Annotated in this window: 27 protein-coding genes and 1 pseudogene; 22 read left to right on the top strand and 6 right to left on the bottom strand. The window is 45.5% G+C overall.

What is annotated here, in order from left to right; all coding sequences use genetic code 11:
* The first annotated feature begins 8 nt into the window (after positions 1–8).
* A complete protein-coding gene (locus tag AR383_RS08660; protein ID WP_055732770.1) occupies positions 9–1,061 on the top strand; it encodes an ABC transporter ATP-binding protein in 1,053 nt (350 codons plus the stop codon).
* A 147-nt stretch (positions 1,062–1,208) separates the two neighbouring features.
* Here AR383_RS08660 and argR read toward each other — a convergent pair whose 3' ends face one another.
* Positions 1,209–1,676: a transcriptional regulator ArgR gene (argR, locus tag AR383_RS08655; RefSeq protein WP_055732769.1), complete on the bottom strand. Its 468-nt coding sequence runs from the start codon at positions 1,674–1,676 to the stop codon at positions 1,209–1,211.
* 189 nt (positions 1,677–1,865) lie between these two features.
* Here argR and AR383_RS08650 point away from each other — a divergent pair, with 189 nt between their 5' ends.
* The 16 genes from AR383_RS08650 (at position 1,866) to AR383_RS08575 (ending at position 16,995) form a co-directional block, all read left to right on the top strand.
* On the top strand, positions 1,866–2,576 hold the full coding sequence (locus AR383_RS08650; protein WP_055732768.1) for a transporter substrate-binding domain-containing protein: 711 nt from the start codon (positions 1,866–1,868) through the stop codon (positions 2,574–2,576).
* 178 nt (positions 2,577–2,754) lie between these two features.
* Complete coding sequence (gene mdh, locus AR383_RS08645; RefSeq protein ID WP_055732767.1) at positions 2,755–3,684, top strand: malate dehydrogenase; 930 nt, start codon at positions 2,755–2,757, stop codon at positions 3,682–3,684.
* Between the two features lie 221 nt (positions 3,685–3,905).
* A complete protein-coding gene (locus tag AR383_RS08640) occupies positions 3,906–4,505 on the top strand; it encodes a tetratricopeptide repeat protein (RefSeq protein WP_229711093.1) in 600 nt (199 codons plus the stop codon).
* Positions 4,506–4,580: 75 nt separating this feature from the next.
* Entirely contained in the window at positions 4,581–7,091 is a 2,511-nt protein-coding gene (gene rnr, locus AR383_RS08635; protein WP_055732765.1) for a ribonuclease R, read from the top strand.
* Between the two features lie 2 nt (positions 7,092–7,093).
* Positions 7,094–7,828 (top strand): 23S rRNA (guanosine(2251)-2'-O)-methyltransferase RlmB, encoded by a 735-nt coding sequence (rlmB, locus tag AR383_RS08630; RefSeq protein WP_055732764.1) that lies wholly within the window; start codon positions 7,094–7,096, stop codon positions 7,826–7,828.
* 198 nt (positions 7,829–8,026) lie between these two features.
* Positions 8,027–8,455, top strand: coding sequence for a 30S ribosomal protein S6 (rpsF, locus tag AR383_RS08625; RefSeq protein WP_055732763.1), 429 nt, complete (start codon positions 8,027–8,029; stop codon positions 8,453–8,455).
* Between the two features lie 5 nt (positions 8,456–8,460).
* The gene (priB, locus tag AR383_RS08620; RefSeq protein ID WP_055732762.1) at positions 8,461–8,769 is read left to right on the top strand and encodes a primosomal replication protein N; all 309 of its coding nucleotides are present in this window, start codon (positions 8,461–8,463) and stop codon (positions 8,767–8,769) included.
* A 10-nt stretch (positions 8,770–8,779) separates the two neighbouring features.
* On the top strand, positions 8,780–9,007 hold the full coding sequence (gene rpsR, locus AR383_RS08615) for a 30S ribosomal protein S18 (RefSeq protein ID WP_016400825.1): 228 nt from the start codon (positions 8,780–8,782) through the stop codon (positions 9,005–9,007).
* A gap of 49 nt (positions 9,008–9,056) precedes the next feature.
* Positions 9,057–9,509 carry a 50S ribosomal protein L9 gene (rplI, locus tag AR383_RS08610; RefSeq protein WP_055732761.1) on the top strand — a complete coding sequence of 151 codons (453 nt, stop codon included), beginning with the start codon at positions 9,057–9,059 and terminating at the stop codon, positions 9,507–9,509.
* Positions 9,510–9,667: 158 nt separating this feature from the next.
* Positions 9,668–10,849 carry an ABC transporter substrate-binding protein gene (locus AR383_RS08605; RefSeq protein WP_055732760.1) on the top strand — a complete coding sequence of 394 codons (1,182 nt, stop codon included), beginning with the start codon at positions 9,668–9,670 and terminating at the stop codon, positions 10,847–10,849.
* Entirely contained in the window at positions 10,846–12,534 is a 1,689-nt protein-coding gene (locus tag AR383_RS08600; protein WP_055732759.1) for an ABC transporter permease, read from the top strand. The genes AR383_RS08605 and AR383_RS08600 overlap by 4 nt, the downstream gene beginning before the upstream one ends.
* Positions 12,534–13,151, top strand: coding sequence for an ATP-binding cassette domain-containing protein (locus tag AR383_RS08595; RefSeq protein WP_055732758.1), 618 nt, complete (start codon positions 12,534–12,536; stop codon positions 13,149–13,151). The genes AR383_RS08600 and AR383_RS08595 overlap by 1 nt, the downstream gene beginning before the upstream one ends.
* Positions 13,152–13,291: 140 nt before the next feature.
* Positions 13,292–13,585, top strand: coding sequence for a c-type cytochrome (locus tag AR383_RS08590; protein ID WP_055732757.1), 294 nt, complete (start codon positions 13,292–13,294; stop codon positions 13,583–13,585).
* Between the two features lie 144 nt (positions 13,586–13,729).
* Complete coding sequence (gene dnaB, locus AR383_RS08585; RefSeq protein ID WP_198150242.1) at positions 13,730–15,130, top strand: replicative DNA helicase; 1,401 nt, start codon at positions 13,730–13,732, stop codon at positions 15,128–15,130.
* 6 nt (positions 15,131–15,136) lie between these two features.
* Positions 15,137–16,216, top strand: a complete 1,080-nt coding sequence (gene alr / locus AR383_RS08580; RefSeq protein ID WP_055732755.1) for an alanine racemase — start codon at positions 15,137–15,139, stop codon at positions 16,214–16,216.
* A 173-nt stretch (positions 16,217–16,389) separates the two neighbouring features.
* Positions 16,390–16,995 carry a peroxiredoxin gene (locus AR383_RS08575; RefSeq protein WP_055732754.1) on the top strand — a complete coding sequence of 202 codons (606 nt, stop codon included), beginning with the start codon at positions 16,390–16,392 and terminating at the stop codon, positions 16,993–16,995.
* 69 nt (positions 16,996–17,064) lie between these two features.
* Here AR383_RS08575 and AR383_RS08570 read toward each other — a convergent pair whose 3' ends face one another.
* Positions 17,065–17,532: a chemotaxis protein CheX gene (locus AR383_RS08570; protein ID WP_055732753.1), complete on the bottom strand. Its 468-nt coding sequence runs from the start codon at positions 17,530–17,532 to the stop codon at positions 17,065–17,067.
* 480 nt (positions 17,533–18,012) lie between these two features.
* On the opposite strand from AR383_RS08570, the pseudogene dusA reads away from it, so the two are divergent.
* Together dusA and AR383_RS08560 are read left to right on the top strand one after the other, a co-directional pair.
* Positions 18,013–18,988 (top strand): annotated as a pseudogene (gene dusA, locus AR383_RS08565) (tRNA dihydrouridine(20/20a) synthase DusA).
* A 103-nt stretch (positions 18,989–19,091) separates the two neighbouring features.
* Positions 19,092–19,730 (top strand): super-infection exclusion protein B, encoded by a 639-nt coding sequence (locus AR383_RS08560; protein ID WP_055732752.1) that lies wholly within the window; start codon positions 19,092–19,094, stop codon positions 19,728–19,730.
* A 2-nt stretch (positions 19,731–19,732) separates the two neighbouring features.
* Here the strand turns inward: AR383_RS08560 and AR383_RS08555 are convergent, their stop codons facing one another.
* A complete protein-coding gene (locus AR383_RS08555; RefSeq protein ID WP_055732751.1) occupies positions 19,733–20,188 on the bottom strand; it encodes a methylglyoxal synthase in 456 nt (151 codons plus the stop codon).
* A 276-nt stretch (positions 20,189–20,464) separates the two neighbouring features.
* Here AR383_RS08555 and AR383_RS08550 point away from each other — a divergent pair, with 276 nt between their 5' ends.
* Positions 20,465–21,052, top strand: coding sequence for a gamma-glutamylcyclotransferase family protein (locus tag AR383_RS08550; protein ID WP_055732750.1), 588 nt, complete (start codon positions 20,465–20,467; stop codon positions 21,050–21,052).
* A 49-nt stretch (positions 21,053–21,101) separates the two neighbouring features.
* On the opposite strand, the gene pykF is transcribed toward AR383_RS08550, so the two are convergent.
* On the bottom strand, positions 21,102–22,514 hold the full coding sequence (gene pykF / locus AR383_RS08545) for a pyruvate kinase PykF (protein WP_055732749.1): 1,413 nt from the start codon (positions 22,512–22,514) through the stop codon (positions 21,102–21,104).
* 252 nt (positions 22,515–22,766) lie between these two features.
* The gene (gene arcA / locus AR383_RS08540; protein WP_055732748.1) at positions 22,767–23,477 is read right to left on the bottom strand and encodes a two-component system response regulator ArcA; all 711 of its coding nucleotides are present in this window, start codon (positions 23,475–23,477) and stop codon (positions 22,767–22,769) included.
* A 410-nt stretch (positions 23,478–23,887) separates the two neighbouring features.
* On the opposite strand from arcA, the gene AR383_RS22645 reads away from it, so the two are divergent.
* On the top strand, positions 23,888–24,268 hold the full coding sequence (locus AR383_RS22645) for a DUF3293 domain-containing protein (RefSeq protein ID WP_417858473.1): 381 nt from the start codon (positions 23,888–23,890) through the stop codon (positions 24,266–24,268).
* On the top strand, positions 24,240–24,737 hold the full coding sequence (locus tag AR383_RS08535; RefSeq protein WP_055732747.1) for a putative 4-hydroxy-4-methyl-2-oxoglutarate aldolase: 498 nt from the start codon (positions 24,240–24,242) through the stop codon (positions 24,735–24,737). The genes AR383_RS22645 and AR383_RS08535 overlap by 29 nt, the downstream gene beginning before the upstream one ends.
* Here AR383_RS08535 and AR383_RS08530 read toward each other — a convergent pair.
* Entirely contained in the window at positions 24,734–25,288 is a 555-nt protein-coding gene (locus AR383_RS08530) for a DUF481 domain-containing protein (protein WP_055732746.1), read from the bottom strand. The two genes, AR383_RS08535 and AR383_RS08530, sit on opposite strands and share 4 nt — an antisense overlap.
* Positions 25,289–25,306 lie beyond the last annotated feature (18 nt).

The following is a 25,306-nucleotide window of genomic DNA, read 5'->3' as shown; positions in this document are numbered from 1 at the left end:
ACAACATAATGAGTATTGTTTTACGACAAGTTAATCACTTTTACGGAAAGCAACAGGCCTTAAGGGATATTAATTTTGAGGTGGAAAGCAATCAAATCGTAGCCTTATTGGGGCCTTCTGGTTGCGGTAAAACCACGCTGTTACGTTTAATTGCGGGTTTAGAGCGCCTACAAAGTGGTGAGTTATATTTGCAGCAACAGCTAGTTGCCGCGCCAGAGCAAGCGATCCATATGGCACCAGAGCAGCGCAGTATTGGCATGATGTTTCAAGACTATGCCTTGTTTCCACACATGAGCGTGCGTAAGAATATAGAGTACGGCTTACGTAAACAGCAAAATATTCCACAGCGAAAGCAGTGGATTGAAGACAGTTTGACCTCCATGGGCATGCAGGGTTTGTTGGAACGTTTCCCTCACACCTTGTCTGGTGGCCAGCAGCAACGGGTGGCCTTAATTCGCGCGCTAGCGCCAGAACCGAGCACTTTGTTACTCGACGAGCCCTTTTCTGCCTTAGATGAACACTTACGTCAACAAGTACGTGAAGAAACCCTCGATGTCTTGAAAAAAAGCAATACTCCTGCGGTGATGGTTACCCACGATCCCTTAGAGGCGATGTTTATTGCTGATAGAATTGTGGTGATGGAGCAGGGGAGAATTGTGCAAAATGATAGCCCTCAAGAGATTTACCAACGACCAACAAATGCTTTTGTGGCTGCTTTGTTTGGGCCGAGCAACCGTTTTGAAAGTTATGTGAAGCAAGGCAGAGTTGATACGCCTTTGGGGTGTTTTTTGACCGAGCAGATAGCCGAAGCTCAGGCTGTAGACGTAATTGTACGGGCAAAAGATATCGTGGTGCACCAACTAGAAAACAGTCAGTACGTTGAAGCGAGGGTGATTTCGGTTCATGCCATGGGTGATGAAACGCACTTTAGATTACAGTTACCTAGTATGCCTGAGCGAGTAATACATGCGCGTATGCGTGATCATTGGCAGGCGAGTACCGGAACCAAGGTGTGGTTGTCGGTAGCGACAGAGGCGGCATATATCTTCGCTAAAGCCTAGCTTTAGCGAAGATAGGGAGTTAATCATAACTTGGATTAGGTTAGTACCGCCCTTAAAGCCATCCTCGGCGTTAAGTTTGCGTACAATAGCCCACTATTACTGCGCAACTTGCCTTGAATAAGAGCCTTAGAACAGCGTTGAGGTGAGTTATCCAGCTTCAAATAGTTCTTTTACTGACTGGTAAACGTCGGCAATAGCAACATCACGGGTTGGCGTGATAAAGATGGTGTCATCGCCGGCGATGGTACCTAAAATGCCTTCGGCTTTACCCAGTGAGTCAAGTAGCCTGGCGATTAATTGCGCCGCCCCTGGACTGGTATGAATAACGATCAATGCATCGTTATAGTCCATTTCTAATACCAATATTTTTAATTGGCTGGAAACGGTGGGCACCCCCAGTTCTGCTGGTAGGCAATAAACCATTTCCATTTTCGCATTGCGGGTACGCACCGCGCCAAATTTACTCAGCATGCGGGATACTTTGGATTGGTTAATGTTTTCGAAGCCCTGCTCTTGCAAGGCGGTAACAATTTCAGCTTGTGAGCCAAACCGTTCTTCTTTCAACAGTGACTTGAAGGCTTTAATTAATTGTTCTTGTTTATCGCTATATTTCATCGGTGATCCGAGCTTATAAATCCGTGCTTATTGTCGCCAAGTTTATGGCTTATATCAACTTTATTCGACATTTGTGCATATAAATGCATGCTTGGGCACAAATTTGAACAATGGCGAACTTTTAATTAGTTGGGAGGCTTTGCTAAGCTAGATTAATATAAGCAGTTCATCCTAAACGAGTAGCGAACGATGTGGCTTAAGTTTTTGTTTTTTATTACCCTCCTATTTAGCAATTGGCTAGTCGCCGAAGAGGTGCCATTGCGAGTGGTAACCGAAGCCTCTTACCCCCCTTTCGAGAGCTTTAATGAACATAAACAGATTGTGGGTTTTGATATAGCCCTGACCAAGGCGCTATGCCAGCAAATTAAGCGACGCTGTGAGTTTTACCATCAGCCTTTTGATAGTTTATTGGACAGCGTGGCCGAGGGTAATTATGACTTAGCCATATCGGCCTTAGATATTACCAATGCTCGCTTAGAGCAAGTGAGCTTTAGCCAGCCTTATTTCGAAAATACCGCGGTATACATTAGTCATGCTGGGTTTGAGTTGGCTGACTTTTCGGTTATTGCGGTACAAAGTGGCTCTAGTTTTCAGCATTTTCTGCGCAGTCAACGCCCCGAATTATTGTCAATTTCCTATCCGAGTTATCAGCTAGCACTGGCTAATTTAAGCCAAGGTAAAATTGATGCGGTTTTTTTAGATGCGGCTGCTGCGCAGTATTGGCTTGCTAGTCATACAGGTTTTGTTACTCAAGTTGAGCCAAAATATCCGGTAGGGGGCTTGGGCATTGCCGTATCTAAACAAAATCCAAGTTTGTTACAACAAATCAATCACGCCCTTACTGTGTTAAAAAACAATGGTCGCTACCTAAGCCTATACAAGCACTATTTTAAACAGTAAAGTCTGTTAGACCAAGGTCTTATACAGTGTTGTTAAAGTGTGATAGAGGCAAGGTTTTACTGTTTTTAACTTGCTTTAAAAATGTTACCAAATTGTATTTTTAGGTGTATTCCGTTATCTTGTCAGAGTCTTTATAGACGTCCCCTCTACCACTACAAAAAAAGCATGGAGAAGTTGGATGAAAGTTGCCGTATTAGGAGCTGCAGGCGGAATTGGCCAAGCCCTTTCATTACTATTAAAAACCCAGTTACCCGCTGGTTCTGAACTTTCGCTATATGATATTGCTCCAGTAACCCCAGGTGTTGCTGTTGACTTGAGCCACATTCCTACACAAGTGGCGATTAAAGGATTTGCTGGTGAAGACCCTAGCCCAGCCTTAGAAGGAGCAGACATCGTATTAATCTCAGCTGGTGTGGCGCGTAAGCCAGGAATGGATCGTTCGGATCTGTTCAACATCAATGCTGGTATTGTTAAAAACCTAATTGAAAAAGTGGCTGCAACCTGCCCTAAAGCTTGCATAGGTATTATTACCAACCCAGTGAATACCACTGTGCCAATCGCCGCAGAGGTACTGAAAAAAGCTGGCGTTTATGATCCCGCTAAATTATTTGGTGTGACCACGCTTGATGTGATTCGCTCTGAGACCTTTATTGCTGAAGCGAAAGGCTTAAACCCAGCCGACATTAAACTGAACGTGATTGGCGGCCACAGTGGCGTGACCATTCTGCCTTTATTGTCTCAGCTAGAAGGCATTTCTTTTACCGATGAAGAAATCGCTGCGATGACCACACGTATTCAAAATGCGGGTACTGAAGTGGTTGAAGCTAAAGCCGGTGGCGGCAGTGCCACGCTTTCTATGGGCCAAGCAGCAGCGCGTTTTTGTTTGTCTTTGGTTAAAGCGGCTCAGGGCGAAGAGGTTGTTGAATGCGCCTACGTCGATGGCGGTAGTGAGCACGCACAGTTTTTTGCTCAGCCAGTGCGTCTTGGTGCGCAAGGTGTAGTTGAAATCTTACCTTACGGTGAAGTGAGTGAGTTTGAAAAACAGGCCATTGATGGCATGTTAGATACCTTACATGGCGATATCGAAAAAGGTATTGAATTTGTGTAAGAGCTCGCGAAGCTAAATGAAAGGAGTGCTCAGCACTCCTTTTTTTTATGCTAAAGCGACTACAGCTTTTTCTATGCCTGCCGATAGCTTAATTGTTAAGAGGATTGGATATGAATAAGCACGTTATTTCATTACTTTTGTGGGCCGTGTTAGGCCTTGCCCATGCTGAATCGATTGATGCTTTGTCGGTCGACGATGAAGCGGAGCCGGCTAGTTCCGAAATGGTGAATACTGATCCTACAGAATATACTAGCCCTCCTGCTATTGAAGCGGTGCAATTGTACCAACAAGATGAATTGATTGCATGGATCAATAATAACCAGCATCTTGCTCGGGTGAAGGCCGATGACTGCCAGTTGGTCGAAGATATTGAAGCTCGTGCAGAAATCGTTGCTATTCCTAGCTATCAATTTCTGTGGGGAGATATGTTGGCCTGGGGAGTGTGCGTTGATGCCGATCCAGAGTTGGGCTTGATGTACATGTGGCGAGCCGCTAACCAAGGTTTAGCCGCTGCAATGGAACAATTAGGCCGTTATTACGCTACCGGAACCTTGGTGCAGCAAGACTACGCAAAGGCGATTCCATTATTAAGAGAAGCTGCGGGGCGTGGCTTTTTGGCCGCACAGCTGCGTTTGGTGCAGCTGTATGTTGACGGTAACGGTAGCCCTTATGATTATGAAGATGCCTACCGCTGGTTGCATCATTCGATTATTGCTGACAAGCAAACCCATAGGCAGGCAAGCCAACTATTGGCTAAATTAGCCCAAAAAATGCCTGAATATGTGGTAGTTAAGGCTAAAGCGAGCAACCAACCCTACTAAAGCTAGGCGCAAAGCATTAACATAGAGCTATTCTATTAAGGAGCCCCTTAATGGTTCTAGCTTATAGGTGAGTTAATGCAAAATCAGGCTGTATCAGCCACTCTCAAATCCCACATTCTTGCTGCTGTTAGCGAGGAAATGGCGCCAGTTTCTAAGGATTGGCTGCAAGCGCTGTGTAATGCCGAGCAACAGGCCCAGTTTTCCGCGACTTTGGCTGAAATGCTCGAAGAAGGTTTGTTAGTGACTACACGTATTGGCGCTTATACCTTACCAGAGCGTTTAGGCTTAGTGACGGGGACTATTATTGGTCACCGTGATGGCTTTGGTTTTCTCAAAACCACTCAAGAAGGTAGTGATCTATTCCTTCCCGCAAAGGAAATGCGCAAGGTTTTTCATAATGACTTTGTATTGGCCGCTCCTTCAAGTATGGATAAGCGGGGACGTCGTGAAGGCCAAGTGATACGTGTACTTAAAGAACGCACTATAGAATTGGTGGGGCGCTTTTTTGTGGAAGGTAATCACCGTTATGTGGTGCCTGATGATACCCGTATTAACCAAGATATTATCATTGGCAAAAACGATACCGCTGGTGCCCGCCAAGGGCAAGTGGTGGTGGTGGAAGTACTGAGCCGTCCTTCTGCGCCCAAATTGGCCGTAGGTAAGGTAATTGATATTCTGGGCGAAAAAATGGCGCCTGGCATGGAAGTGCAAGTGGCCTTACGCAATCACGATATCCCTCACGAATGGCCTAAGGCGGTAAGCAAAGCGGTAGAGAAACTCGCCGAAGAGGTGGATGACGAGGCTAAAGTCAATCGCGTTGATTTACGCGATTTACCTCTAGTTACTATTGATGGTGAAGATGCCCGCGACTTTGATGATGCGGTTTACTGCGAAGCTAAAAAGTCTGGCGGCTGGCGTTTATGGGTGGCGATTGCCGATGTGTCCTACTATGTGCGTCCCGATTCGGCCTTAGATAAAGAAGCCTTAAATCGCGGTAATTCGGTATATTTTCCCGACCAAGTTGTTCCCATGTTACCGGAACAACTGTCTAATGGTTTGTGTTCGTTAAACCCTAATGTTGACCGTTTGTGTATGGTGGCCGAAATGACGATTTCGGCCGCGGGACGCTTATCGGGGTATAAATTCTACGAAGCCGTGATGCATTCTCATGCTCGCTTTACCTACAATAAAGTAGCGGCAATTTTGGAGGGAGATGAAGCCTTAAGCCAGCGTTATGCAGAGCAAGTTCCGCACCTGCAAGAGTTACATCGTCTGTACTTAGCTTTAAAACAAGCCCGTTCTGAACGCGGTGGTATTGAGCTAGAAACTCAAGAAACGCGTTTCATTTTTAATGCTCAGCGAAAAATTGAGCAGATTATTCCGCTTACCCGCAATGACGCGCACAAGATGATTGAAGAGTGCATGATTCAAGCGAATGTGGCGGCGGCCAAATTTGTAGAGAAACATCGCCAGCCGATTTTGTTCCGAGTACACGATCGCCCTGGCAAGGAGCGGCTCACTAATTTTAGAAGCTTTCTCAATGAGCTGGGCTTACCCTTGGGTGGAGGCGAAGAGCCACAGCCCAGTGACTATTTTCACCTAGTTGAGTCTATCCAACAGCGCCCCGATATTGAGCTGATTCAAACCATGTTATTGCGCTCCATGATGCAGGCCGTCTATCAGCCCGACAACATTGGTCACTTTGGTTTAGCGCTTAAGTCTTATGCTCACTTTACTTCGCCAATTCGCCGTTATCCCGACTTATTATTGCATCGCGTGATTAAATACTTGGTGGCCAAGCTTGAGGCCGAAACGGCCGGTAAAAACTTAAGCAATAAGTGGACGAGCACCGGTGGCTTTGCCTACCAAGATGAAGAGATGGATAAGTTTGGCGAGCAGTGCTCGATGACTGAACGTCGTGCCGATGATGCCACGCGTGAAGTGGCGGACAGTCTTAAGTGTGAGTATATGCAGGATCATGTAGGTGAAGTCTTACCCGCCACCATTGCTGCGGTCACCGGTTTTGGTTTTTTTGCTCGCTTGGATGAGTTTCATATCGATGGTTTAGTGCACATCAACTCTTTACGTGGTGATTATTATCATTATGATGCCGCTCGTCAGCTGCTGGTGGGGGAAAATACCGGTAAGCGCTTTAGGATTGGCGATGCCTTACGGGTTAAGGTTGCTGCGGTGAACATGGCCGACCGTAAGATGGAATTTGTGGTGGTCAATAAAGACGGTCAAGCCGATGAGTTTGAGCGTCCAGCGCGCAGCGGTAAAGACGGTGGGCGGGGGCAACGGTTTATTAAACCTGAGCCAACCGAAGAAGGACGTAACAAAGGGCGCAATAAACAGCGCCACCGTGATAGTAAAAATAAGGGTAAGCGTCGCGCAGCTAAGTCAGAGAGTAGCTCGGCGGGAGAAAATAAAGGTGGCTTTAGCCCGTGGCAGCAACGTGATCCTGCAGCTAAAAAAGCCAAATCCAACAGTGATAGCCAGCCGAAGCAGCGTAAGAAACCCAGTAAAAAACGCAAGCAACGGCCGGGTAAAAAAGAGCGCAGCGTCGCTAAACAACAGAAGAATTAAATATGAGCCAACAAGTTATTTATGGTCTGCATGCGGTGCAGGCTTTACTCGAACGTAGCCCCGAGCGAATTATAGAAGTCTTCGCCCTTAAAGGCCGTCAAGATGAGCGCTTATTACCTTTGTTGAATGAGTTACGTCGTTTAGGCGCATCGGTTCAGTTTATGCCGCGTAAGGCGCTAGACGATAAAGCAGAGAGTACCCAACATCAGGGGATCGTTGCTCGGGTTAAGGCGGGGCGTGGCTATAATGAACACGATTTAAAGCAGTTAGTTGAAGCTACTACTGCACCGCTGTTTTTAGTCTTGGACGGCGTGACCGATCCGCATAATTTAGGTGCGTGTTTACGCAATGCCGACGCCGCTGGAGTGGCGGGAGTGATTGTGCCTAAAGATAAATCGGTGCAATTGAATGCTACGGTACGAAAGGTGGCCTGTGGTGCCGCCGAAACAGTGCCTTTAGTGGTGGTGACAAACCTTGCGAGAACCTTACGTGATTTACAACAGTTAGGGGTGTGGGTTGTCGGCACGGCTGGTGAGGCCGAACAGTTCATTTACGACAGTAAATTACAGGGGCCGATGGCCATCGTGATGGGCGCAGAGGGAACCGGGATGCGGCGCTTAACGCGCGAGACCTGTGACGAGTTAGTCAAATTACCGATGTTAGGCGCTGTTTCCAGCTTAAATGTGTCGGTAGCAGCAGGGATTTGTTTGTTTGAGGCGGTGCGTCAACGCCGTTAAATGTGAGCTCTGTTTATGTCTAAAAGGAGGCCGTATTTACGCCTCCTTTTTTATTTGTACAGGGGCGTTAATTTAACTTGATTAAAATCTCACCTTCACATAGAATTTGCGCCCCTAAAACAGTCATTTTATTTTTAGTTCCTTGCCTCTTCGGTTTGACTGTACCATGAACGAGGCTATAACCCGTAGGGAGCAATCATGCGTCATTACGAAATCGTATTCATGGTCCACCCAGACCAGAGCGAACAAGTTCCAGGTATGATCGAGCGTTACTCAGCAGTTATCAACGATAACGGCGGTAGCATCCATCGCTTGGAAGACTGGGGCCGCCGTCAATTGGCTTACCCAATCGAAAAATTGCACAAAGCCCACTATGTTCTTATGAACATCGAAGCTAGCGCAGAAGTTGTTGATGAATTGGAAACTGCTTTCCGTTTCAACGATGCTGTTATCCGTAACATGATCATGCGCACTAAGTCTGCTATCACTGAAGCATCAGCTATTGCTAAAGCTAAAGATGAGCGTCCAGCTCGTCGTGACGAAGAGCGTCCAGCTCGTCGTGAAGAAGCGGCAACAGAAGAAGCTCCTAAAGTAGAAGCTGAAGAAGAGTCAACTAGCGAAGAATAAGACTGATGTCTGAAAATAGATTGATTTTGCAAGGGCGGGTATTACGCGCGCCAAAACGCACAATCAGTCCGGCGGGAGTTGCTCACTGCCAGTTTTGGTTAGAGCATCGTTCGCAGCAGCAAGAAGCTGGATTTTCTCGCCAAGCCTATTGCCAAATGGCGGTAGTCGCAAGTGGCGATATTTTAAAGCAAGATTCATCGCATATAAGTATGGGGTGTGAAGTTAGGGTCAGTGGTTTTATCCATAGCCACAAGGCCGCCAACGGTAATTATCGCTTGGTACTTCATGCTTCGGAAATTGAATTGTTATCATGAGGATAATGTTATGGCACGTTTTTTCCGTCGTCGTAAATTCTGCCGCTTCTCAGCGGAAGGTGTTGTAGAGATCGATTACAAAGATACTGCAACATTGAAAAACTACATCACTGAAAGTGGTAAAATTGTACCTAGCCGTATTACTGGTACAAGCGCTAAATACCAACGTCAACTTGCACGCGCTATTAAACGTGCTCGTTACCTGGCTCTATTGCCATACACTGATTTACATAAGTAAGTCGGCGTTGCAACTGGCCTAACTCAACTTACATTTTCGAGGAAAGGTAATGGAAATTATTCTATTAGACAAAATCGCTAACTTAGGCGGTTTAGGTGATCAAGTTAATGTTAAAGCAGGTTACGCACGTAACTTCTTGATCCCACAAGGTAAAGCAGTACCAGCAACTAAAGCTAACGTTGAGGTTTTCGAAGCTCGTCGTGCAGAATTAGAAGCTAAACTTGCAGATACTTTGAAAGACGCTGAAGCTCGCGCTGAAAAACTAAACGCTCTAGAAGCGATTGTTATTGAAGCTAAAGCTGGTGAAGAAGGTAAACTATTCGGTTCTATCGGTACTCGCGACATCGCTGATGTGGTAACTGCTGCCGGTGTTAACGTAGTTAAATCTGAAGTTCGCCTACCAAACGGTGTATTACGTACTACTGGTGAAGTGGATGTTGTTATCCAAGTTCATTCTGACGTAAGTGCTACTGTTACGCTACAAGTTGTTGCTGCTGAATAATTTCAGTTTCATCGCTTGAAAAAAACCGCGCCTTGGCGCGGTTTTTTTGTATATGGGGTATGATTTTAGGCATTATTGAAAGAGACTGGGTTTGAAGCCGGTTTAATTAAAGGAAGCGTAATGTGGCTGTTCATGTCACTTATACAAGGAGAGCGAGTGTGCGTTTATTTTTTATAGTGCTGAGTACTTTCATTAGCCTTGCGGTGCAAGCTGAGCAGAACTGGCAAGCGCTTGAGCAACAAGCGAAAGGGCAAACTGTTTACTTCAATGCCTGGGCCGGTGACGATAATATTAACGCTTATATTGATTGGGCTGCTGAACAAGTCAAACAGCGTTACCACGTTAATTTAGAACATGTAAAGGTAAGCGAAACCGCCAATGTGGTGAGTCGTATTCTGGCTGAGAAGGTGAGTGGTCGAAGCGAAGGTGGCAGCGTTGATTTAGTGTGGGTGAATGGTGAAAACTTTCGCGCGCTGAAGGAGGCTGATTTACTGTTTGGTCCATTTAGTCAGCGTTTACCTAACTTAGCGCTAACCGATCAACAAAGTCCCGCTTTGCTTTATGATTTTACTCTTCCTGTTGAGGGCTATGAGTCACCGTGGGGCGGCGCACAGCTGACTTTCTATTATGATAGTGCTCGCTTAGCTCAACCTCCCAAGTCAATGCTAGATTTATTGCGTTACCTTGAGCAACATCCGGGCTTATTTACTTATCCTGCTCCGCCTAGTTTCTATGGCACAACCTTTATTAAGCAAGCATTGCTGGAGTTTATTGACGACCAAAGCGTGCTCTATCAAGCGGTAGACAAACAACAGTTTGAGCAGCTTACTGCCGAGTTATGGCGTTTTTTAGATAAACTGCATCCCTTAATGTGGCGCCGTGGCTTAAGTTTCCCTAGTGGCAGTGGGCAGATGCAACAGCTACTCAATGATGGCGAATTAAGCATTGCCTTTACTTTTAATCCTAATGAGCCTGCAGCGGGCATTATTCAAGGCTTGTTACCTGAGTCTGTGCGCAGTTATGTACATCAAGCTGGCAGCATTGCCAATACCCATTTCTTGGCTATTCCTTTTAATAGTGATGCGACGGCCGCGGCGATGGTCGTGGCCAATTTCTTGTTATCGCCCGAAGCCCAGGCGCGTAAATCGGATCTTAGTTATTGGGGGGATCCTAGTGTTTTGAGTATGGATAAGCTTAATGCCGAACAACGACAGCTATTTCAGCAACAGTTAAGCCCAGCCAGTTTAAGTGCGCAAGACCGAGCCAATGTGCTTGCCGAGCCGCATGCTAGCTGGGTGACTTTATTGGAAGCAGAATGGTTGCGCCGTTATAGCCGATGAGGCGCTTATACGATAGGGCAGGGATTGTTTTCCCGGCGATTAGCTTATTGTTATTGCTGCTTCCCGTGGTTTTGGGTTTGCTGGCTACCTTATTGCCAGCCTTTGGCTATTTTCCGCTTGCTGGAAAAACCGAGCTTAGCCTAGCGGCTTGGCAGCAATTGCTTACTTATCCCTCTTTGTGGCGCTCTTTAGGTTTAAGCTTATTGACCGGTTGGAGCGCGGCATTGCTTTCTCTGGTATGCGCGCTGTGGTTATTGATGCATTGTTATCACTCGCGCTATTGGTCTTGGCTGGAAAAGTCTCTCGCACCGTTTCTAGCTATTCCCCATGTGGCTATGGCAATTGCCTTATTGTTTTTACTGGCACCCAGTGGCTGGTTAATGCGCTGGGTGTCGCCTTGGTTAAGTGGTTTTAACTACCCTCCTTTGTGGCAAACCACCCAAGACCCTTGGGGCTTGAGTCTTATTTTGGCCTTATGGCTGAAAGAACTGCCTTTTTTACTCTTCGTATTATTGGCCGCTTGTTCTCAGTTGCCGATTAAGCGTAGCTTGATGGTGGGACAAAGCTTGGGGTATTCACGGGCTCAAGTGTGGAAACAAATCCTATTCCCGCAATTGTTGCGTCGAATTCGCTTGGCATTTTTTTGTGTTTTGGCGTTTTCTTTAACGGTGGTAGACGTGGCTCAAATTATTGGTCCTAGTCGACCTGTGACCTTGGGCTTGTTGGTTTGGCAGTGGTTTAGTGATAGCTACCTTGAGCATCGTTTGTTAGGTGCTGCCGGGGCGATATTGCTACTCTTGTCGGTTGGCTTGAGCCTAGCCTTGGCGTTGTGGTTAGAAAAAATTTATTTAGCAGCGAACTTAGTCTGCGCTATGCGGGGGCTGCGCAAAGTGGAAGGGCAATCTAGATGGGCCATGTGCTTAGTGGCGGTGGTTATGCTTTGCCTAATTTTAAGCCTGGCGCTAATGCTGATATGGTCATTTGCTTGGCGATGGCGTTTCCCCGAGGCCCTACCCAGCGAATGGAGTTTACGTTATTGGCAACAAGCTGGCAGTTATTTAATCGAACCCTTGTTAAACAGTTTAATCATTGCCGTGGCGTCTGCTGCGTTGAGCTTGGTGTTGGTGATTGCTTGTTTAGAGTATCAAGTAAAACGCCAAATAAGCGGCGGCTGGTGGTCCTTAGTGATTTATCTGCCGCTGTTATTGCCGCAAGTCGCATTTTTATTTGGGATGCAGGTGGAACTGTTTCGTTATCGCTTGGATGGTTTGCTGATTAGCGTGATTTGGGCTCACCTTATCTTTGTTTTGCCCTATGTTTACCTATCTTTAGTTGATAGTTATCGCGGCTTTGACCAGCGTTACATGCAGGCGGCGATTAGCTTGTCTCATAGTTATTGGCGAAGTTTATTTAAAGTGAAACTACCAATGCTGACGCGGCCTTTGGGCTTTGCTTTTGCCATCGGCTTTGCGGTGAGCATTGCGCAATACTTGCCCACACTGTTTGCTGGAGCAGGCCGTTTAAGCACCCTTACCACCGAGGCGGTAGCCTTGGCCTCGGGAGGAGACAGGCGGATTACTGCAGTAATGGTAATTTGGCAAACTTTACTGCCATTGTTGGTATATAGCATGGTGATTATTTGGCCGAAATGGCGTTATCGTCAGCGCCGGGAAATGCAAAACTAATGTTAACTATCGAAAAATTCTGTTTAAGTTTGAATCATCAGAGCTTATTGAAAGATTTTAATTTGCAGGTGGCTGGTGGTGAGATTGTCACCATTATGGGACCTAGCGGCTGTGGTAAATCCACTTTTTTAGCGGCCTTAGCAGGTACTTTAGATAGCCAGTTCAGCTGTTCTGGCTTGGTTGAATTGGCTGGTAAATCCTTATTAAGTTTGCCTCAAGCAGAGCGTGAGGTGGGGATGTTATTTCAAGATGATCTGCTATTCCCACACTTTAATGTTGCACAAAACTTACGTTATGGCTTAGCGGCAAATCAACACCCGCAAGCCGATGTAATCATCGCGCAGGCCTTGCAAGAAGCGGGTATGGCCGGTTATCAGCTGCGTGATATCGCCAGCCTATCGGGAGGGCAGCGAGCCAGAGTGAGTGTATTACGCAGTTTATTGGCTGAACCTAAATTATTACTACTGGATGAACCCTTTAGTAAACTTGATAAACCGCTGCGTAAGCAGTTTAGGGCCTTTGTTAAGGCTAAAATCGAAACCTTAGCTATTCCGGCTATTTTGGTCACACATGACGCTGAGGACTGCCTACAAGCCCCTGCCATCTCAATATTTTAAAGGGCTCATGTTCTAAGCTGTTGATGCTGTTGCTCTTATGTTTTCTTTGCTATGCTCAAATTAACCTGAAGCTAGCTTGTGTGGAGTAACGGCCTCAGGGCAATTACTTTGTCATCCTAATATAAATCAAGAGAATGAAGATGAATAAAATAATCCTTGCGCTAGCATTATCGCTTCCATTTGTCACAGCAACGGCCAACGCGGCACCAGCTAAGGCCCCAATATGTGCCGCGTGTCATGGAGCTGACGGCATAGGTACTACCGCTGATTACCCTAATTTAGCAGGGCAAAAAGAAGCATACTTGGTGAAAGCATTAGAGGCTTATCGTGCCAAGCAACGTAGCGGCGGTCTAGCCATGGTTATGCAGGCCCAAGCTGCCAGCTTAACTAACGAAGAGATTGCAGAACTAGCGGCTTATTTTGCCGCTATGTAATGGCTGTGTTTTAAGTTGAAGCCAGCCATGAGCTGGCTTTTTTGTTTGCTCGCTTTGGTTAAATGGTACTTGGTGTCGTTATAATATTCCCGCATAATAGACAGCAGTATTGAACAACCGCAATGACAGATTATGGCAGCCCGCATGCCCTCTCGTGATTTTAAAGATAAAAAGCCTAAAGATTCTCAAATCGATCAACTGAAAGTGCCTCCGCATTCGCTCGAAGCAGAGCAAGCCGTGTTGGGTGGCTTGATGTTAGATAACAACGCTTGGGACAATGTCTCAGAGCTGGTGGTTGAGCAAGATTTCTATCAGCGCGCTCACCAATATGCTTTTGCCGCAATGCATCGCCTAGCCGAAGGTGGCCAACCGATTGACTTGGTGACGGTATCTGAAGAGCTAGAGCGCCAAGAACAGCTGGACGATATTGGTGGTTTTGCTTATCTCGGTGAGATTGCTAAGAATACGCCCAGTGCGGCGAACATTCGCGCCTACGCAGAAATTGTGCGAGAGCGGGCGGTAACACGTGAGCTGATTTCAGTGGCCAATGAAATCGCCGATAGCTGCTATGAACCAGCGGGACGTAAGAGTAGTGACCTACTTGATTTCGCCGAAAGTAAAGTATTTAAAATCGCCGAATCGCGCGCTAATGCCAACGAAGGCCCTAAAGAAGTAAAAGGTTTATTGGCGCAAACCATCGATAAAATTGAAGAGTTATATAAGGCCCCGAACGACGGGGTAACTGGGGTATCAACCGGTTTTGCTGACTTAGATAAGAAGACCAGTGGCTTACAGGGCTCAGACTTGATTATTGTGGCGGCGCGTCCGTCGATGGGTAAAACCACCTTTGCCATGAACCTTTGTGAATATGCAGCGATGACTCAAGATAAGCCGGTGCTTATTTTTAGTTTAGAGATGCCTTCTGAGCAAATTATGATGCGTATGCTGGCCTCATTAGGACGAATTGACCAAACCAAAATTCGTACCGGTAGTTTGGATGATGATGACTGGGCGCGTTTATCTTCAACTATGGGCCTAATGGCTGAAAAATCGAAAATGTATGTGGATGATTCTTCCGGCTTAACACCCACAGAAGTGCGCTCTCGAGCACGCCGAGTGGCACGTGAGGAGGGGGGCTTAAGCATGATTATGATCGATTACCTACAGTTGATGCAGGTGCCAGGCTTAAGCGAAAACCGAACTTTGGAAATTGCCGAAATTTCTCGCTCGCTCAAATCATTAGCCAAAGAGTTGAACGTACCCGTGGTGGCCTTATCACAGTTAAACCGTAGTTTGGAGCAGCGCGCCGATAAACGTCCGGTTAACTCGGACTTACGTGAATCGGGCTCGATTGAGCAGGATGCCGACTTAATCATGTTCATTTATCGTGATGAAGTTTATAACGAAGGGACGGATAACAAAGGTTTGGCGGAAATTATTATTGGTAAGCAGCGTAATGGTCCCATTGGTCGAGTCCCCTTGACTTTCCAAGGCCACTTTTCACGGTTCGATAATTGGGCCGGAGAGTTCTACGACGACGAATAGGCTCGAATGGACATAGCAAATGCACAGGTTTCACTGGCTGCCTTAAGACATAATCTACGCTTATTAAAGCAAGCTGCGCCGAACAGTAAAACCTTGGTGGTGATTAAAGCCAACGCTTATGGTCACGGCATGTTAGAGGTGGCAGAAGCTTTAGCTGACCTTGCCGATGGCTTTGCAGTGGCTCGTACCCCTGAAGCGCTGGCGCTGCGCCAAGCGGGGATCCAATCTTATATACTGGCTTTGGAAGGCTTCTTTGACGCCGGCGAAGCTCAAGCTTTAGTGCAGCATCAAGTGGCTGCAGTGGTGCACAGTGAGCAGCAATTGGCACTGCTCGAAAGTTTGTCTTTTGCTCAGCCGCTGGATACGTGGCTGAAACTTGATACCGGCATGCACCGCTTGGGTTTTTTAGCCGAGCAGTTTCATGCTTTATTCCCCGGCATTAAGCACCATCCAAATATTCAGCAGCCGCTTAAGTTAATTAGCCACTTTGCTTGTGCCGATGAGCTAGACCACCCATTAACATTACAACAAATTGATTTGTTTACTTCGTTGAGTAGTGGCTTGGGCGGCGAGTGTTCCTTAGCCAATTCGGCCGGAGTATTGTTGTGGCCTCAATCCCATTTTGATTGGAACCGCCCTGGGATTTCCCTATATGGAATTTCGCCTCAAGTAGATAATTGCGGAGCCGATTTTGGCCTTGTCCCAGCGATGACTCTGCAATCAAACTTGATTGCGGTACGCCAGCACTCCAAGGGTGAAAGCGTAGGCTACGGTGCAACGTGGCAAGCCACTCAAGATACCCGTTTAGGTGTAGTCGCAATGGGCTACGGTGACGGTTACCCGCGCAGTGCGCCTAATGGTACGCCAGTATGGCTTAATGGCCGTATGGTGCCTATTGTCGGTCGAGTTTCAATGGATATGCTGTGTGTTGATTTGGGTCCCAATAGCCAAGATAAGGTTGGCGACAGAGTGGTATTGTGGGGGCCTGAGTTGCCAGTAGAACAGGTGGCTAAAGCCGTGGGCACCATCGCTTACGAATTGGTAACTAAGCTTACGTCTCGAGTTAGATTAACTTATACAAAGTAGTATTTACAATTTGCTGATTATGAGCTATTAATTGGAACTTGAATTATTAATCTTATATTTGATAGGTTAAAGCTATCAAATTAATTGATTAGAACAATTCGTATAATGGTGCCGATTCGCGCATCATTATTAGCGAGATTAATAACCTACTTAATTAACTAAAGGAATTCGAAATGAGTGTATTAGTTGGTCGTCCCGCTCCAGATTTTACTGCTGCAGCTGTTCTAGGTAACGGTGAGATTGTTGATAGCTTTACTCTAAGTGAGCACATCAAAGGTAAAACAGCGGTTGTGTTCTTTTACCCACTAGATTTTACTTTTGTTTGTCCTTCTGAGTTGATTGCCTTTGACCACCGCTTCAAAGATTTCCAAGCCAAAGGCGTTGAAGTTGTTGGCGTATCTATTGATTCTCAATTCACTCACAACGCATGGCGTAACACTTCTACTGAAGACGGCGGTATTGGTCAAGTTCAATACCCATTAGTAGCTGATGTTAAACACGAAATCTGTAAAGCTTACGATGTTGAGCATCCAGAAGCTGGCGTGGCTTTCCGTGGTTCTTTCCTTATCGACAAAGAAGGTGTAGTTCGTCACCAAGTAGTTAACGACCTACCTCTAGGCCGTAACATCGATGAAATGCTACGTATGGTTGACGCACTAAACTTCCATGAGAAAAACGGTGAAGTTTGTCCTGCTCAATGGGAAGAAGGTAAAGAAGGTATGGACGCGAGCCCAGAAGGCGTAGCTAAGTACCTATCAGCTAACGCTGAAGGCCTATAATTGCTTTAAAGCCTCCTTAACAAAGCAAAAAAGCCCGCTAATGCGGGCTTTTTCTTTATGAGCGTTTTATTAGGTATTTTCAAAGCAAATTTCTATGGTGGCATTGCCATGCAAAGAACTAAACGGAATTAATACCTTAGGGCCTTCTGTTTTATGCGTGATGGTGTGAGAAGGGCCCGAAACGACCACAGGCGTGGCCATATCAAAATCGTAGCCATCATCGGCCAATAAACGCTTAGCACCCCCTGTGACCATGTTGGTAATCTCGCCCACCATGTCGGTGACTTCTTCATTAATTGAGTCGGGAGCTTCCCCCAACATACGGCGCATAATTTCGATGGCAAGCCCTTTGTCGAAGCTAATCGAGAGTGAGCCTTTGGTTTGCGGGCCAACCATACCGATTAAGCCTGAAACATCACCACGGGCGATTTCGTCTTTTTTAAGGCCTGGCTTACCTGGTTTGAGCTCAAGTTGGGCCATTGTGCTGAGTACGTTTAATAACGACTTTAAAAAGGGGTTTACAAAATTTACATCCATAGTGACAGATTACTTCCAGCTTAGGGTGAATGAAGCTTACGCTTTGAGAGTTATTGTTGGTAGCGCTTAGCTGTGCTCACAAATTTTTTTGATAGTGCTATTAAGAATCGCACGAGATCCGATGAGCTGCAACTCTAAGTCTTTTTTTTACGAACTATTTCACTGAAAAAGAGAACAATTATTAATACTCGAGTAAATATCTAGCCTATTGTGGTCTGTGTTTTAGCCCAGGCTCGTGGAGTTGCGTGAATACTGACGGGCATCGGTATATTGTTAGCCAGCATTAGAGCGGTCGGTAATGAATTATGCAGTGCTTAATTGAAGCGCTTAGTTGCAGTCTGTATAATCGCCAGCCCAAAGCTCTAGCATTGTGCTAGCACTGTAAGCGCTGCCTGTTTGTAGAAGGGGTGCTGTCAGTTTATCGCGTTGTGCCGTCATGGAATGTATGGCTAAAATTATCAATCAACAGAGGCTTTAACTATGCATCCACCTTTGCGCTTTTCGATCGCGCCCATGCTCGATTGGACTGATCGTCACTGCCGTTATTTTCATCGTTTGATGAGTAAAAACACCCTGTTGTATACAGAGATGGTGACCACGGGCGCTATCTTACATGGCAAGGGCGATTACCTTGGTTATTCCGAGCAGGAGCATCCAATTGCTTTGCAGCTGGGCGGTTCAGACCCTCAGGCTTTAGCTGAATGCGCTAAGCGGGCAGAAGATTTGGCTTATGACGAAGTTAACCTTAATGTGGGATGTCCTTCTGATCGAGTGCAAAATGGTCGCTTCGGGGCTTGTTTGATGGCTGAACCCAAGTTAGTGGCGGAGTGCGTGGCTAAGATGCAGCAGCAAGTGAGCATTCCAGTCACAGTAAAAACACGCATTGGCATAGATGAGCAAGACAGTTACCCGTTTTTACAAGATTTCATTGAGACGGTGGCCGAGGCCGGCTGTGAAACCTTCATTATTCATGCGCGTAAAGCATGGTTGTCTGGTCTTAGCCCTAAGCAAAACCGCGATATCCCCCTTTAAACTATCAACGCGCTTACCAAGTAAAGCAGGATTATCCGCAGCTTAATATTAGTATTAACGGCGGTATTACTGACCTAGAGCAAGCAGAAACGCATCTGCGGCATGTGGATGGCGTGATGGTTGGTAGAGAAGCCTATCAAAATCCGTATATTTTGGCGCAAGTAGATCAACGGATCTTTGACGCGGCGAATGAGCCGCTTAGTCGCCATCAAGTAGTTGAGTTGATGCTGCCGTATATTGAACAGCACTTAGCTAACGGTGGGCGGCTGCAACATATTAGCCGACACATGTTGGGGCTGTTCCAAGGTTGCGTGGGCGCGCGAGCGTGGCGACGTCACCTTAGCGAAAACGCTCATAAGCCGGGGCGGGTATTGAATTAATGCAAGAGGCTCTAGCAAAAGTTCCTTTAGCCCAGACTGCCTAGTGGCGTAGCTATCAGAAAATTAGAATAAACGACTACCATTACTTGGCATAAGCTTTGCTATCTCCGTAAGGAAGAGTCAGCTTTTTGTCAGGAGTGTAGAACAATGGAGTTTTTAAGTCGTTTATTTGCCCGCTGGGGCATCTTAGACATTTTTATGGCGTGGCTATTGATAGCCAGTGCGATGGTGCTGATGCTTCCTCAGCAGTGGTTACCAGAGGGAGGCTTAAGTGCCGAGCTTAATATAGCCCTAGTATTTAGCTGTATCTCGGGTTTAGCATTTTTTCTTAGCCGTTGCCTGTTAGTGCTAGTGGCGAATGTAAGTGCAGGCGTTCAGCAGCGCCGTGAATTACAGCGCCTTTCGGCAATGATAGCTTGTTTGGATCATTCAGAACGCGCGATCCTTCGCGAATTTATTATTACCCGTCGTAGTGTGTTAAGTCTGCCACTGAATGAGCCAGCAGTGCTGAACCTGTTGAATAACGGGGTGCTAAAGCCGATGAATGAGCAACATGTTCAGGAGCAACGCAGCAACGTTGATATGATGATTAATTTAGCCGCTCGACCGCTGTTAAGTTACAAGGCTTTGGGCTTGCCAGTGGGTAAGTTAAACGAAGAGCAAATTGAGCATTTAAAATCAATTCGCCCTCGCTTCTTACAACCCGACTATAAAGCTAACCGCACTCATTCTGGAAAGCTATTTAGGATCCGAGCGGGCGGCTCCGAGAGTCAGAGCGCGGCTTAGTATCACTGGGTTCGTTTCTTCAAATAGCCTGCGTAATCAGGCACATCGACTGAAAACTGCTGATTAAAATGACGGCTGGCTAGAATAAAGTCAGCCGTTGCTTGATTGGTTGCCATTGGAATGTTCCACACTGCCGCCAAACGCAATAGGGCTTTTACATCTGGATCATGAGGAACCGCGTCTAGTGGATCCCAAAAGAAGATCATCAAATCGATTTTCCCTTCGGCTATCATGGCGCCTAACTGCTGGTCGCCACCCATAGGGCCGCTTAATAGTGCTTCAACTTCAAAGCCTTGTTGGGCCAATAAGGTTCCTGTAGTACCTGTGCCATAAAGTTGATGCTGCATTAAGGCCTCGCTATGTTGTTTAGCCCAGTTAATTAATGCGGTTTTTTTATGATCGTGAGCGACCAAAGCAATGCGTTTTACCACATCCATTGTGCGTGTCGTTGTATCCATGTTACCTCTTAAATATGATTAGATTGAATGCTGTGCTGCCAAGTATGTTAATGTTTGTCCATGTCATTAGCTAGTTGCGGCGAGATAATTCTGCGTGCCGAATGATAAAAATGAGTGCTGCTAATTTAGCTGAGTACCCAGCTGTTTCATCAAAGCTTGAATTATGTTGATACTCGTTCATCGAGGCGGGTGTGGCAAGGCACCACGTCATTTCCCGCTCCAGCTCATTTCAGCCTTACTTATAGCAGCTGCTAAAACAATTCAAAGGAGAGATAAGTGGTTTATATATTTGGTTATGGCAGCTTAATTGATGCCGATTGTCGGCAACGTACTTTTCCCGGTGAAAAAGCTTATGCTGCGCGTTTGCATGGTTACCAACGTTATTGGAGTGGATTAAAAGGCAGCCATGATCGCTCAGCAGTGGTAATTAGTCCTGAAGCTAAAGCTAGTGTAAATGGTGTATTAATCCCTTTCGACGAGACTTTTTTAGCCCAACTTGATCAACGAGAAGCCGGCTATGACCGAGTATTACTGCAAGCCGAGCAAGTGGAGTTGCTGAGCGAGTTACCCAAGCCTGCGGCAAAAATTTATGTGTATGTGGCGCAAGAGTATTGGCATCCACAAAGCGATAGCCCTATTTTACAGTCCTATTTAGATGTCTGTTTACGCGGTTGTTTAGCCATTAGCGAGCAATATGCGCGAGAATTTTTGTTATCAACCAACTATTGGGTCAGCCATTGGTTAGATGACCGCCAGCAGCCGCTTTATCCTCGAGCGGAAAATATTGACGCCTTAGCTTTAGAGCAAATTGATTCGATCTTGAATGATATGGCGCATTTGGCCGAGCTAAAGCCAAATTCTTAGCCAATAAAAAAGGCGCCTAAGGCGCCTTTTGTCTTTCTGTAGCGGTAACTTATAGTACGTGTACAGAAGAAGTGTTTGTGGTGCCAGATGGAACTAAGGCACCAGATACCATTACTACGATATCACCTTTGTTAGCCAAACCAGATTCGATGGCTAGTTCTTTACCTAGAGCATAGAAAGAATCTGTGCTTTCGATAGCGTCAACAACGTGAGGAACAACACCTTTGCTTAAGCAAAGTTGAGCCGCAGTTTTTGTATTGGTGGTGATAGCTAGAATGTTAGCTTGTGGGAAGTATTTACGAACAGACTTCGCTGATTTACCGCCTTCAGTAGCAACAACAATAAGTGGTGCGCTCAATTTTTCTGAAGTTTCTACAGCACCTTTACATACTGCTTCAGTGATGCGTAGCTTACCGCTGTCACGAGCTGGATCTAAGTTAGAAGGCATTACTGCGTCAGTACGCTCACAGATAGTTGCCATGATAGATACCGCTTCAATTGGGTATTTACCTTTAGCTGATTCACCAGAAAGCATTACTGCGTCAGTACCATCTAAGATAGCGTTCGCTACGTCACCCGCTTCTGCGCGAGTAGGACGTGGGTTTTTGATCATAGAATCAAGCATTTGAGTTGCAGTGATAACCAATTTACGAGCACGGTTACACTTCTCAATCATCATTTTCTGAGCGAAGATTACTTCTTCAACAGGAATTTCCACACCTAAGTCACCACGAGCAACCATGATCCCGTCAGATACTTCTAAGATCTCATCAAAGTTATCTACACCTTCTTGGTTTTCGATTTTAGAGATGATTTGGATCTTCTCGCCGCCATTTTCTTTTAGCAGTTGGCGAATTTCTAGTACGTCTTCTTTCTTACGAATGAATGAAGCGGCAATGAAGTCTACACCTTGCTCACAACCAAAAACTAAATCGCCTTTATCTTTTGCAGATAGTGCTGGAAGCTGAACGATTACACCAGGAAGGTTAACACCTTTGTTTTCACCTAGGTCACCGTTGTTAAGTACGGTACATTTCACTTCGTCGTCAGAAACAGCGATAACTTCCATTTCGATTAGGCCGTCATCAACAAGGATCATGTTGCCCACTTTCAAGTCAGCAGCAAAACCTGGGTAAGTTACTGCAACGCGAGTAGCATCACCGATAACTGTTTGGTCGGTAGTGAAAGTGAATTCTTGACCAGCAACTAAGCTAACATCTTCACCGCCAGCAAGTTTAATGGTACGGATTTCTGGACCTTTGGTATCCAAAAGAACGGCAGCAGACTTGCCAGTGTTTTTAATCACTTCACGTAGGTTAGCGATGCGAGCACCGTGCTCGGCAAAGTCACCGTGAGAAAAGTTAAGACGCATTACGTTCATGCCTGACTCAACTAATTTAGTGAGCATTTCTACCGATTCAGTTTTTGGACCAATGGTACAAACGATTTTGGTTTTCTTCATTGAGATAATTCTCCGTTGAGGATGCTAGTAAAAAAATCTGCGCACATTATACAAGATAGAACTCAAAAGGATATGTAGAAAAATAACTACAAATCCGAATGTTGATCAAAAACAAAAGTGATTTATACCTTGAAAAAAATGGCTGTATATTTAATCAAATTTATGAAAGTCTTTGCAATGTTCTGTATCTGAGCTCTAAGTAAGTATAAAAAAACCTCGCTAAACAGCGAGGTTTTTTAAGTCAGCTAATAATTATTCGATTTCACCACAAAAGCGGTAACCTTCACCGTGGATGGTCGCGATGATTTCCGGAGTTTCGGGTATCGATTCAAAATGTTTTCTGATACGACGAATGGTGACATCAACTGTACGGTCATGTGGCTTCAACTCGCGGCCAGTCATTTTCTTTAACAGATCGGCACGGGTCTGAATTTGCCCTGGATTCTCTACAAAGTGCAGCATGGCGCGGAACTCACTGCGCGGTAATTTGTAGGTCTCTTGGTTAGGGCTAACTAAAGAGCGGCTATTAATGTCTAAAGTCCAGCCGTTAAAGCGGTATTCTTCCACCGAACCTTTTTCTTCGCTGGTGGTTTGTCCGTTGACGGTGCGGTTAAGCAAGTTGCGAGCACGAATAGTCAATTCTCTAGGATTAAACGGCTTGGTAATGTAATCATCGGCACCAATTTCTAGGCCTAAAATTTTATCAACTTCGTTATCTCTGCCGGTTAAGAACATCAAGGCAATTTGTTCACGATCTCGAAGCTCGCGAGCTAGTAATAGGCCATTTTTACCAGGTAGATTAATATCCATGATAATAAGGTGGACAGAGTGTGCTTCTAACACGCTGTTCATTTCATTGCCGTCTGTCGCTTCAAACACATTATAGCCTTCAGCTTCGAAAGTGCTTTTTAGCGTATTACGAGTGACCAGTTCGTCCTCGACAATTAAAATATTTGGTGTCATGGTCTTCCCCAATGCTGTTTAAAATAAGTTGGCTTGCGAACAGGTAGCGGTATATGGAAAGGGTGAAAAGTGGCTACTTATTCCTCCATGTTGAGTTTGTGTTAAAACTCGTTGAATGGCAAAAAAATAGACTAATAGTTTGTCAAAAACGCGTGATAAATCAGCGAACCAGACCTTCCATATGCATTGTTCGTTACAAGCAGTAAACATATTCTATTGGCTTAACAGTGATATAACAACTTGAGTATGAAAAAAGCTTACGTTTTCTGCGGTGCTTTTGATTCAAATCAATCGAATTTGGCCATTTATACGAATTTCGGTAAACAATAATGAAAATAAACTACATGATGGATTTGTATAAAAGTACCTTGTTTGTAGCAAATACTGACCTTAAATATCAATAGTTTGCGATTATCACCGCCAATAATCCTAATGGAATGAAAAGAACTGCAGCATTTAACCATTGGTTAGACTGTCATTTTATTTCATATCTGCATTTACATGGATTTGCCCATCACTGGGTGTTTGCTGGGTCAATTGATCTAAATCATTACGAATTTAGTGCAATTGTTGACTGCTCGTTAAATGAGGCTCAACATATTGCAAGGCTTTTCAGGCAACGTGCCTTCTATTGGCATAGTCGGCAATGCGACTTATACGACACCAATAACTTGGCTTTGCCTTACTCCTGTTTAGGTAATATTGAGCAGCGTTGGTATAACAATACTGCAGCTTATGACTACATGATAAAGGATTACCACTATGCAAGATTTACTTCCCGAACTCTGTGATCTTTACCCCGAACAGGTAAAGCTATTGAGCCCTATTTTTCAATCTTATGGTGCTAAAGCGGTTTTTTTTGGTGAAGTCGTCACGGTAAAGTGCTTTCAGGATAACAGTCGGGTCAAAGAGCTGTTGGCTAAGCCGGGCGAAGCCAAGGTTCTCGTAGTTGATGGTGGCGGAAGTATTGAACGTGCCTTAATGGGTGACCTGATTGCTGATTCGGCCTATGTAAACGGCTGGGCGGGGGTGGTGATCAATGGCGCAATTCGCGATGTGGCCACCATTAATACCATGGATATAGGGGTACGTGCTTTAGCGCCTTGCCCCATGAAAACTGAACGCAAAGGTTTGGGTGAAGTCGACGCAGTGATTCAATTTGCTGGTCAGATTATTAAGCCCGGTATGTATTTGTATGCGGATGATAACGGTATTTTGCTTAGCGATAACGCATTAACCTTGCCAGAAGGCTTTGTCTAAAAGCGATAGCCTAAGCCAAATTGAACTTGTTGTTGAGTTTGTTTGTCTGCTTGGGCGTCGAGTTGGTATACCGCTTTTACATCGATATTATCGAGAATATGGTAGGTGCTAGATACTTCCAAGCTATGTTCGGTATTGTCGTATTTGGGTTGGTGGATTTGTACCAACTTGCTTTGAATAGAAAGGCTTTTTATGGGTTGGTAGTTTACCCCGGTCGACAGATTGAAGCCCTTGCGGGTAGCGATGTCGTCATACTGATTGTTTACCCCTGCTTCCACAAACAAAGACAACTCATTACGTAATTGATGTTGATAACCACCATTAAAAAACCAGCTGTCGGTGGTTTCTTCACTACCATCATTAACGAATTGGCTATTGTTGTAACCAGTAATGTACCAGTTGCGACTAAGTTGGCTACGCGAAGATAACTGTAAGTGTTCACCATCGCCGTAGCTTAAACTCACTTCGTTTTCTACCGGGGCTGCAAGCAGCGAGCTTGAGCATCCAATAAGCAGTGCAGCAACATAGTGCTGATAATGAAACTTTGCCACTGCTCCTCCTTATTATTA

Origin of the sequence: Agarivorans gilvus, from assembly GCF_001420915.1 — a bacterium.
GTDB classification, from domain to species: Bacteria; Pseudomonadota; Gammaproteobacteria; order Enterobacterales; family Celerinatantimonadaceae; genus Agarivorans; species Agarivorans gilvus.
Note: the sequence above shows the minus strand (reverse complement) of the source record. Positions and strands in the feature narration are given on the sequence as shown.

Excerpts from the sequence above, each read along its gene's own strand:
- AR383_RS08660 (WP_055732770.1), top strand. The coding sequence starts at position 9 with ATGAGTATTGTTTTACGACAAGTTAATCACTTTTACGGAAAGCAACAG.
- argR (WP_055732769.1), bottom strand. The coding sequence starts at position 1,676 with ATGAAATATAGCGATAAACAAGAACAATTAATTAAAGCCTTCAAGTCA.
- AR383_RS08650 (WP_055732768.1), top strand. The coding sequence starts at position 1,866 with ATGTGGCTTAAGTTTTTGTTTTTTATTACCCTCCTATTTAGCAATTGG.
- mdh (WP_055732767.1), top strand. The coding sequence starts at position 2,755 with ATGAAAGTTGCCGTATTAGGAGCTGCAGGCGGAATTGGCCAAGCCCTT.
- AR383_RS08640 (WP_229711093.1), top strand. The coding sequence starts at position 3,906 with ATGGTGAATACTGATCCTACAGAATATACTAGCCCTCCTGCTATTGAA.
- rnr (WP_055732765.1), top strand. The coding sequence starts at position 4,581 with ATGCAAAATCAGGCTGTATCAGCCACTCTCAAATCCCACATTCTTGCT.
- rlmB (WP_055732764.1), top strand. The coding sequence starts at position 7,094 with ATGAGCCAACAAGTTATTTATGGTCTGCATGCGGTGCAGGCTTTACTC.
- rpsF (WP_055732763.1), top strand. The coding sequence starts at position 8,027 with ATGCGTCATTACGAAATCGTATTCATGGTCCACCCAGACCAGAGCGAA.
- priB (WP_055732762.1), top strand. The coding sequence starts at position 8,461 with ATGTCTGAAAATAGATTGATTTTGCAAGGGCGGGTATTACGCGCGCCA.
- rpsR (WP_016400825.1), top strand. The coding sequence starts at position 8,780 with ATGGCACGTTTTTTCCGTCGTCGTAAATTCTGCCGCTTCTCAGCGGAA.
- rplI (WP_055732761.1), top strand. The coding sequence starts at position 9,057 with ATGGAAATTATTCTATTAGACAAAATCGCTAACTTAGGCGGTTTAGGT.
- AR383_RS08600 (WP_055732759.1), top strand. The coding sequence starts at position 10,846 with ATGAGGCGCTTATACGATAGGGCAGGGATTGTTTTCCCGGCGATTAGC.
- AR383_RS08595 (WP_055732758.1), top strand. The coding sequence starts at position 12,534 with ATGTTAACTATCGAAAAATTCTGTTTAAGTTTGAATCATCAGAGCTTA.
- AR383_RS08590 (WP_055732757.1), top strand. The coding sequence starts at position 13,292 with ATGAATAAAATAATCCTTGCGCTAGCATTATCGCTTCCATTTGTCACA.
- dnaB (WP_198150242.1), top strand. The coding sequence starts at position 13,730 with ATGCCCTCTCGTGATTTTAAAGATAAAAAGCCTAAAGATTCTCAAATC.
- alr (WP_055732755.1), top strand. The coding sequence starts at position 15,137 with ATGGACATAGCAAATGCACAGGTTTCACTGGCTGCCTTAAGACATAAT.
- AR383_RS08575 (WP_055732754.1), top strand. The coding sequence starts at position 16,390 with ATGAGTGTATTAGTTGGTCGTCCCGCTCCAGATTTTACTGCTGCAGCT.
- AR383_RS08570 (WP_055732753.1), bottom strand. The coding sequence starts at position 17,532 with ATGGATGTAAATTTTGTAAACCCCTTTTTAAAGTCGTTATTAAACGTA.
- AR383_RS08560 (WP_055732752.1), top strand. The coding sequence starts at position 19,092 with ATGGAGTTTTTAAGTCGTTTATTTGCCCGCTGGGGCATCTTAGACATT.
- AR383_RS08555 (WP_055732751.1), bottom strand. The coding sequence starts at position 20,188 with ATGGATACAACGACACGCACAATGGATGTGGTAAAACGCATTGCTTTG.
- pykF (WP_055732749.1), bottom strand. The coding sequence starts at position 22,514 with ATGAAGAAAACCAAAATCGTTTGTACCATTGGTCCAAAAACTGAATCG.
- arcA (WP_055732748.1), bottom strand. The coding sequence starts at position 23,477 with ATGACACCAAATATTTTAATTGTCGAGGACGAACTGGTCACTCGTAAT.
- AR383_RS08535 (WP_055732747.1), top strand. The coding sequence starts at position 24,240 with ATGCAAGATTTACTTCCCGAACTCTGTGATCTTTACCCCGAACAGGTA.